The following is a 7,972-nucleotide window of genomic DNA, read 5'->3' on the forward strand; positions in this document are numbered from 1 at the left end:
AGTACAGGGCATAGGCGAAATTCAGCGGCGCCTGACGGTTACGCAGCAGCGAGCTGTCCACGAACCCGGCCGATTTGATGATCATCAGGAAACGTTTGAAATTCGTCTCCTTCATAAACTCCATCACGCCGGTGCGTAACGTGGCGAACGACGATTCGGCGATCGAGGCCTCATAGCTACGCGTTTCGAAATTGCGACCCGAGAGCAGCCCCACCAGGTCAGCCAGCTTGCCCCGCGCAAATTGCGAGGCGAATGCCACCCGCAGCATGTCGCTATAGCTGGGGTCATATAGATCATCGTTCTCATTGCGCAACCAACGCATCGCCTGGAAGTATTCGGTCCGGGCAAACGCCTCATCATTGCCCTCCACATGAGCAAAGAACTCAGGCGCCACCGCCAGGTGGCAGAAGTAGTCGATGGCCTTGCGCAACTCATTGCCGCCGTATTCCGTATTGGCAGCAATCTTCGACATGACAAAGTCCGCCTGGCTGAGCGTCACACCCTCCCGGTTGATACGGATAAAAATCTCCGTGACCGTTTCAATATCCAGGTCGGCCGCCAGTTCGATCATACCGATCTGCTTTTTCGTGATACCGGTCAGCTGACTGAACACCCGCTCCAGCAGGTCTTCATCCATGTCGGGATTCGCTGCGGTATATTCGCGGATCAGCTTGAGCAGGCTGATCTCGCCCTGCATGACCGGCACGATGTCCGGAATCCAGGCCTTGTTCTTTTCGATCGCCGGGTTGGTGACCTCGAAGCGCTCTTCCTGAGGGTTGAAGGCGATTCGAATACGAACAGAGCGGTATTCCTTGTTGACCACCGTCTGCCCCACCAGTGCGGCGCTCAAGGCCGTGATGCGCTGCTGTCCGTCAATGAGCACCTTCTTGCCCTCGGCAACCGAGCCGTCCTTGAGACGAACATTCGGGTTCTTCCAGACGATGATGTATCCGACGGGATAGCCCTTGTAGAGGCTATCGAGCAGATCGCGCACCTGGGTCGCATCCCAGACAAACGGGCGCTGGATCTCGGGAATCGCAATCTCTCCGGACTTGACCCATGCCATCAGGGTCTCGATCAAATGCTGATTGACCGAATATTTCTGAGAGCTCACAACCGACCTCCTTGTCTATAGACCCGCAGTTGGATCAAGTTAATGAATCATGCTGCGTATGCAGCGCTGCCCCGAGGCACCTCACGCAGAAGCCTTGCGCCGCCCACGCCGGGTCCTCAGGGCATTGGCACGTTCTTCACGGATCCGCGCCAGCAGGGCCTCGGCGGAGTTCTCGCCCGTGATCAGCTCGGGATGCTGTTCGCGCCATTCGGCGGTCAGTTCGCCGCGGAAGGCCTTGGCGAGGATGGATTGGGTTAGCTGATTGACACGGGTCTGGGCGGCCCGGACCCCGTTTTCGATCTGATCGACAAAGTCGAAGAATTGGTCCACGCGGCGGACAATTTCGGCTTGCTCTTCCAATGGGGGTAAGCCGATCGGCAGAGCTTTTAGCGCAGCCTGGGTCAACTTGGCTCTACCAGTTGTTCCGGTTAGCCAGGGCCGGACATCATAGTGCATTAGCGAATAGCAGAGAAAATCGTTCGACTCCTTAGTTTCGGCCCTCAGAACATGAACGTGGTTATTAACCCAACATCTTCCCGTAAAGCGATATGCGATCGGCTTTTTCCTGCCATAGAAAGTTTCATCCTCGGTAACAAGAACCAAGTCATCGTCAAAAATGTAGTCATCAACCCTATCGACTTCTCCGTTAGCCCCGAAATACGGATACATCCGTTCTACTGAAACGCGATTTTCTTTCTTTATCGGTACTCGCGCATAATCCAGGCATTCTGCAAACTGAGAAACACTGACGGTCTCCCATTCTGGGGGGTAAGATGCAGGTCTCATGTCCACGTCGGGCAATATCGGATTTTGATAGCGGCGCTTCCGCCGACCAGAACCCGGTGCGCTCTTCTCGCGCTCCTTTAGCAAACGAGCCAGGAGAGCTTTGGCTGACTCGTTGCTTCGATTTTCGGCTCGCCAGCCCTCGGTCAATCGCCCACTGACGGCGGCGGCCAGGACAGATTGGCGGAAGCGTTTGAGGATGGCGGGGATGGCGTCGAGGCGAGCCTTTATGGTATCCACCTGCGCCAGCAGTTCGTCCAGTTTGGCGGCAATTTGTTTTTGTTCCACAAGGGGAATAATTGGGAACGGAATTTTTGAAAGCTGCTTTAAATTAACGCCTTTAACAGTGGTTCCAGTACCGAGCGCCTGAACAGCTGGCGCCATACTTCGATACCAGTATGTAAAGAAATCCTTACTGATAACCTCTGGCAAATATACTGCTTTTAGGTCTTGATTAATTGCTACGTCGTAGTCCGTTCTGACTATCTTCCCAAGGCTCATCCTTGTAGCAATTACTGGCGTCCCAGCCTTGACAATTTTCGTCGAGCTTCCACCTACAGCCTGCTCTGTTATGTGATCTATGGTGTCGCTCGGACGGAAAACATTCATGTCCTTTACAGTCATGAATGGAATGGAGCCAGTAAAGTACTGAAGGTTACTCTTGGAGGGAGTCCCGCCCCCAACAAAATTATTTACGATATCGCCTAGTTCGGCTAACGCCCAGCCAGAAGTAGCGTTCATGCTTTCGACTCCAGGCCCAAAGCTTCAACTAACAACTCCCGCTGCGCGAAGGCCTCATCGCCTGCGCCCAACACCTGCATCAAGCCATCCAGCTCCCGCAGCGCCTCGGTCAGCTCTGCCATCGCCTCTCCTGCCAGCACACTCGGCTCAGGCAGGCTGGCCGCATCGACACTGTCCTCGTCCTTCAGCCAGGCGATGTCCAGCGAGTCGCCCTTCTGGCTCTCGATCCAATCTCTGGAGAAACAACTCCAGCGTCCGTTTTCGACCGTGCGTTCGACCTCCTCTTCCAGCCACGGCCAATCGCCTTCGGTGCGTTCCGTCGTGCCGTCGGCGCGATCGCCATAGGCCAGCTCGAACGGCACCAGATGCTGGTCGGTGAACGGCGTGCGCTTGCCGAAGCTGGGCATATTGGTGCGCAGGTCGTAGACCCAGACGTTTTCGGTGCAGTGCTCTTCCTGCTGCGGGTTGGCCGTGGTGCCGCGGGTGAAGAACAGCACATTGGTCTTGACGCCCTGGGCGTAGAAGATGCCGGTGGGCAGGCGCAGGATGGTGTGGAGATTGCACTTGTGCATCAAGTCGCGGCGGATGTCCGTACCGACCCCGGCCTCGAACAGCACATTGTCCGGCACCACCACCGCCGCCCGACCACCGGGCTTGAGGCTGCGGTAGATGTGCTGCATGAAGGCGAGCTGCTTGTTGCTGGTCTTGAAAGTAAAGTCGTCCCGCGTTGGGCCACCGCCACCCTTGGCGGTGCCGAACGGCGGATTGGTGAGGATTACGTCCGCCTTTGGAAGCTGGGCGCCTGGGAGACCGAGCGTGTTCCCCAGATGGACCACGCCTTCATCGTCCCCTTCCATACCATGCAGCATGCAATTCATCAACGCGAGGCGACGGGTATTGGGCACCAATTCCATGCCGATAAATGCTTTTTCACGTTGAAACGTCTGCCTCTTTTCATCGAGGTCGTAGAGTTCGTCAGTATTGCCCTTGATATAAGCATCAGCGGCCACCAGGAACCCGGCCGTGCCGGCCGCCGGATCCTGAACGAGTTCGCCTGGTTGTGGCTGGATGCAGCGGATGATGCTGTCAATTAATGGCCGCGGGGTGAAGTACTGTCCGGCACCGGACTTGGTCTCGTTGGCGTTTTTTTCCAGCAGACCTTCGTAGAGGTCGCCCAGCCCATCGCGCTGGGCGCTGAACCAGTCGAGCTGATCAATGTTCTTGATCAGTTGCTCGAGATGACGCGGTTCGCGTAAGCGGGTTTGCACATCAGAGAAAATGGCAGAAATCAATCGATCCTTGCTTTGCGAAAGGTCGAGGAGAATCTGCCGATACGTATTGAGCAGCACAATGCCGGATTTATCTCGGATATCTGGCCACCGGCACCCTTCAGGCAATTTATGGCGAGCCAGGATGCCGGCCTCGGTGTTTTCGAACTCCATCTTGAGGAATAGAAGCAACACCAATTCGGTGACGTAGTCTGAATAGTTGATGCCGTCATCTTTCAGGATGTCGCACTGGGCCCAGAGCTTCTGGACGATGTTGTTATTACCCATGTTTGTTCAGTTGTTCTCTCTAATAATTATCCGGCCTGCTCCCACAGGGAATCAGCGAGCTCATCTAGTACGGTGTCGAGCTGGTCGCCGAGGAGCTTGTCGAGCCGCTTGGCACCGCCGTCCTTGGCAAAGGCACGATTGATGAAGTCGTCATCGACGACAACTTCGTGGGTAAGCTGCTTGGCGAGACGGTCGAGCCATTTGAGCTGGATCGGGGACCAGTTATGCGTGGTCTTGATGGTGTCCATGGCGTGGGCCACACGCTGCTCGAATGGTACCAGCGCCTCACCCAGCGTCGCTTGGCGAATGTAACCGATGATGCTCGCGGCGATCTCCTGATTAGTCTTGTTGCGCCAGGCGGCCCGGATTTTGGCCTCGGTGTAGCCATTCTGCTCCAGCAGCAGGCGGATCTCGCGGAGTTGGTCGCGAGTCAGGTCCTTGGGCCGATTGACGACAACGGAGAGAGCGGCGGACTGATTGATCTGGTTGCGGATGAAGTCATTAAAGCTGTCGAGATAGTCACCGGGGCGTTCGCTGACGCCGTAGGTTTGAGTACGCTCCCTGAACTCATCTGCGCCCTCGTAGATCAACGGCCGCTGATCGGTGCCCGCCAGGTCGGCCACTTCGGCCAGTTGTCCCAGCAGGTTGCTGTGCGTTTTTACGAACTCACTGGCTTGCTGCGGACCCAGTTGGTGCAGATGCTGATGGAGCTTGGCCGGCTCAACGTCCCAGAGCTGTTCCAGCTCGTCGAGTTTTTGCTTCAACGCCGGCTTGGTTTCGGCCTGCTTGTTCGCCTGGCGCAGCAGGCGCATGAGCTTCTGACTGAATGCATCGAGCACATCGTGGACATGGGTGGTATCTGGCTGATTGCCAGGCGCCTCGAAGCTCTCGGGGTCGGTCAGTTCCTGGGCCAACTGCGCAAGAGTGACATTTGGGTCTTTTACCAGCGGCTTCATATTGCTCACTTCTTCGAGCGCCGCGTAGATGTCGACCGGGTCATAGATCTTGAACACGGTCTTGCCAATTTCGTCACAACGGCGGGTGGCGCGACCCAGCATCTGTTCGAACAGGATGCGCGAACGTACCCGGCGCAGAAATACCAGGTGGCAGATCGTCGGAACGTCGATACCGGTGGTCAGTAGATCAACCGTGACGGCAATGGTCGGGTAGCGCTCGTTTTTGTAGCGCCGAATCAGTTGGTCGACCTTGTCGCTGGTGCCGGTGATCTTGCGCACAGCCGCTTCGTTGTATTCCTCGTCGTATAGGTCGCTGAAGGCTTCGTCCAGCAAGCGTTTGACCATGTCGGCATGCAGGTCCGTCGCGCAGAAGATCATCACTTTCTCGTCGCCAAAAGGATCAATCTCCTGCACCAGTCGTTCGCAGATGACCTTGTTGAATCCTTCGGTGATTACCCGGCGGTTGAACGATTCGATGTCAAAATCAAGCTCGTCTTCAAGTTCCGCCAGTTCCACTTGTCCGGTTCGAACATCGATCGCGCTGACTTTCTCCCCCTTCTCGAAATGGATGCCCTTCTGGCTTAGCAGGGTCTCGTACCGGATCGGCGGCTCATGATCGATCAGCCAGTCATCGGCGACGGCTTCACGGTATGAGTAGGTGAAAATTGGCTTCCCGAAGATGTCGGTGGTGTGCTTGGCCGGCGTGGCGGTCATGCCGACCTTTACCGCATCGAAGTAGTCGAGCACACGGCAATAACTAGAAAGGTATTGGCTCAGGTCTCGAACGGCCAGCTCACCCTCGGTCATTTCCTGGTCGAGGGTGTAACCCCGGTGCGCCTCGTCGACGATGATGCAGTCGAATTCGTCGACTAGCGGCGGCTGATCGGACTGGAAAATGCGCCGCACCAACGACTGGACGGTGGCCACCTGGATGCGTGTCTCGGCCTCGGTCGCCATATCGCCGAGCTCGGCGACGTTGTAGATCTTGGAAAGCGTCTGGTTCTGCTCCAACGGAGCATCATTGAACGCATCAATGGCCTGCTGCCCAAGAGCCGTACGGTCGACTAGGAACAGGATGCGCTTGAAACGCTCCGCCTTAAGCAGCCGATACATCAGGCCAATAATGGTGCGCGTCTTGCCCGTCCCCGTGGCCATCGCGAGTAAACAGTGGCGCTGATCGTGCGCCAGGGCATACTCAACCGCCTGGATGGCCTTGACCTGATAGTCCCGCAACTTGAGGTAACTGAAGCCCTCCGTCCGCAGTTTCTGCTCAGCCAGCGATCGGCTGCGCGTCAGGCGATCCAGCAAACCCTCCGGGCTGTGGAATTCCTCTAGCGGTCGTTTGGTGTTTGCAGGGGCACGCACGTCCCGGAACCAGGTCCCGGACTGTTCAGCCAATTGTTTTACGAACGGCCGACCGTTACAGGAATACACGAACGGGATCTGATAGTGCCCTTCCCCACTGTCCGGCCAGGCAACCGTTCGGCCTTCGACCTCCCAGGCCGGCTGCATCTCGGCGGTCGGTTTGAATCCAGTGGCATAGCGCTCCGCCTGAGTGATCTTGCCCGCGACATTGGTGTTCTCGCGTTTGGCTTCGACCACGGCAATCGGCGTCAGGCCGGCAAACAGAACATAGTCGGCAGCTTGTCTACCGATAGTAGGCCACTCCGCAATCGCCTTGTTGACCCCTTTTTCGGGCCGCGCCCCTTTCGCGTAGGTCAGTTCCTGACTGTCAGCCAGCCAACCCACTTCATTGAGTTGCTGGTCGACCAGTATGCGGGTCAGCTCTTCATTAAGCGTGACATCGGCACTTGCCTGCCTCGTTGCCTTGCTGACCGACTGAACTGCCTGAGGTTGGCTTTCCTGCTGTTCCCGAATCGCCTGCAGTCGTTGCTCAAAGTTTTTCCGCTCCTGTTTCAGCGCTTGTTCACGCTCAAGCGCCAACTGCTCGTACGTGCGAGCCTCGGCGTCCATATGATCCGCCAACTGGGCGTATTCTTCTTTTTCCTTCGCTGTAAGCTCGGCCAACTCCGTGCTCGTCTCAAGCTTCTGATTAGCCGCAGTGAGCGCGGCCTTGAGCTGTTCAATCTCAGTGGAGAGGTGGCGCAGCGGCTCACCAGGATCCTTGGGTGGCACGAAGGGCCCTGGCTTGAAGGTTGCACCGTCTTGCCCGAAAGCGCGGTGGAACCAGATGGCCAGTTCCCTGGCGACACGAAGTCCATCCATGGCTTCCTTGTGCCTAGTCTGGAATTCGTGCGCAGCCTTGTTTCCTTCAATCCTAAGGGTGTGAAAAAGCCGACGAATGGTGGGATCCAAGCGGATTTGACGACTGATGCGGAAAAGCAATTCAGCCTGCGAGACCGTTCCATCAAACTCAATGCCGGTATTAGCAGCGACTTCTTGGGCCAGCGCTTCTCCCAACTGCCGGAGTTTGATGAGGGTGGTATTGGGGTCTGCCGCGAAGGCCTGCTCAGCAGTGGCTGCAAGCTGGTAGAAGATGGGGCTGTGTTCCCTCAGGAACTCGAAGTTAGTTGTTCCCATAAAGCGAGATCCATCTCCCACAAAAAACTCTCAAACCCAGGCTTAGTTAGGCTTTACTCTCAACCAAACATGCTTTGGCTTTAGAAAGCATTGGATGGTAACTGATTCGGTTGACTGAGGTCAGGGTGGTCCGCTGGCAATTCACACAGAGGTGTTCAAGCAATTGAGCGACGCCCCTTACTCAAAAGTTACCGAGCGACACCATCGGCGGCGAAACAGACCTTTGCAGCCGACAGACCAGCCCAGGCGGGCGCTCTGTCGGCAACAACAAAATTGAGTTG

Annotated in this window: 4 protein-coding genes; all 4 read right to left on the reverse strand. The window is 56.5% G+C overall.

Features of this window, described 5'->3' with window-relative positions:
• Positions 1–1,066: GmrSD restriction endonuclease domain-containing protein (locus tag ABGV18_RS11185; protein WP_396586099.1), on the reverse strand; the 1,066-nt coding region annotated here is incomplete at its 3' end.
• 129 nt (positions 1,067–1,195) lie between these two features.
• Positions 1,196–2,638: a restriction endonuclease subunit S gene (locus tag ABGV18_RS11190; RefSeq protein ID WP_396586100.1), complete on the reverse strand. Its 1,443-nt coding sequence runs from the start codon at positions 2,636–2,638 to the stop codon at positions 1,196–1,198.
• The gene (locus ABGV18_RS11195) at positions 2,635–4,194 is read right to left on the reverse strand and encodes a class I SAM-dependent DNA methyltransferase (protein ID WP_396586101.1); all 1,560 of its coding nucleotides are present in this window, start codon (positions 4,192–4,194) and stop codon (positions 2,635–2,637) included. Before ABGV18_RS11195 ends, ABGV18_RS11190 begins: the two co-directional genes overlap by 4 nt.
• Before the next feature lie 26 nt (positions 4,195–4,220).
• Complete coding sequence (gene hsdR / locus ABGV18_RS11200; RefSeq protein ID WP_396586102.1) at positions 4,221–7,691, reverse strand: type I restriction-modification system endonuclease; 3,471 nt, start codon at positions 7,689–7,691, stop codon at positions 4,221–4,223.
• Positions 7,692–7,972 lie beyond the last annotated feature (281 nt).

It is taken from the genome of Guyparkeria halopsychrophila (assembly GCF_044582135.1).
Taxonomy (GTDB): domain Bacteria; phylum Pseudomonadota; class Gammaproteobacteria; order Halothiobacillales; family Halothiobacillaceae; genus Guyparkeria.